This is a genomic window from Peribacillus sp. P4_D6 (assembly GCF_056401795.1).
Map to the genome: position 1 here is coordinate 1 of NZ_JBFUIQ010000356.1, position 981 is coordinate 981.

Annotated in this window: 1 protein-coding gene and 1 pseudogene; both read right to left on the reverse strand. The window is 38.0% G+C overall.

Going from position 1 to position 981, the window contains the following annotated elements:
* A pseudogene (locus AC1DVB_RS27540) lies at nt 1-200 on the reverse strand (S9 family peptidase); the annotation flags it as partial.
* 294 nt (nt 201-494) lie between these two features.
* Nucleotides 495-981, reverse strand: a 487-nt coding sequence (locus AC1DVB_RS27545; protein ID WP_477592012.1) for a C40 family peptidase, incomplete at its 5' end; no start/stop codon positions are given.

Here is a 981-nt window from a genome sequence, read left to right on the forward strand (position 1 = left end):
TATATAAGCCCTTGGCAGCTTTGATCGATGGATGTAAGCGGATAAGGAAAGGAGTTTGGCAAATCCATTCCCCATAAATTATATTTGCCGCTCAAATTGGTACTGAAAACCAGATGTTTTTCATCTGGACTTACAGCAAAATCAGCAATGGAAAACGTTCGTAAAAATTGCTCAACATCAGGTTTTGGAAAAGTGATCATCATTGGCAACCCCTTACTTTTATAATATTGAGAAATATCCGTAAATAATTATACCATATTTTTCCTCATCGGTACTGAGGAAATAGTGAATTAAGGTTTTAAAAGCGAAATATGGATAATTTAGTCTCATTTAATATTAACTAAACACTCTATAGGCATCCGGAACATCCAGGTTATAAAACTATTCTTTTTTAATTTCATCGGAGCATCGTTTTGTCATTCGATAGACTGAGTAAAGATCTATTTACATATGAAAAAAGCTTAAGAGCACTGGGCTCTTAAGCTTGTTAAGCATCAATCGATATATCTTCTTGCTCCGGCATATTCCTCTCCGTATCCCGATGTTTTTATTTCATCAATCCTTACATGTGTTGAGCTGTTAGGCGAATGGATCATTTTGCCGTCACCAATATACATTCCGACATGATGGACCTTTCCTTTCCCTTTATCATGGGCAAAAAATAGTAAGTCACCTGGCTGAAGATTTTCTTGTTCAACCTTTTTGCCATGCTGGGCCTGAATGGAAGAGTCCCGTGGGATCGTTATTCCATTAGCATGATACATCGTATACGTAAATCCAGAACAGTCAAATCCAAAACCGGACATTCCAGCCCATAGATAAGGTAGCCCCAAAAAACCTTTTCCTGATTCAACGATGTCCTTACCGGTTGGAGCCGGTATTTGATTTTCATTTTGATAGACTGACACGTCTTGCTTTTCCATCCATTTTGCCCCATTACCCGGTGTCATCACCTTCACTTTATCTTTTTTCACCTGCAAT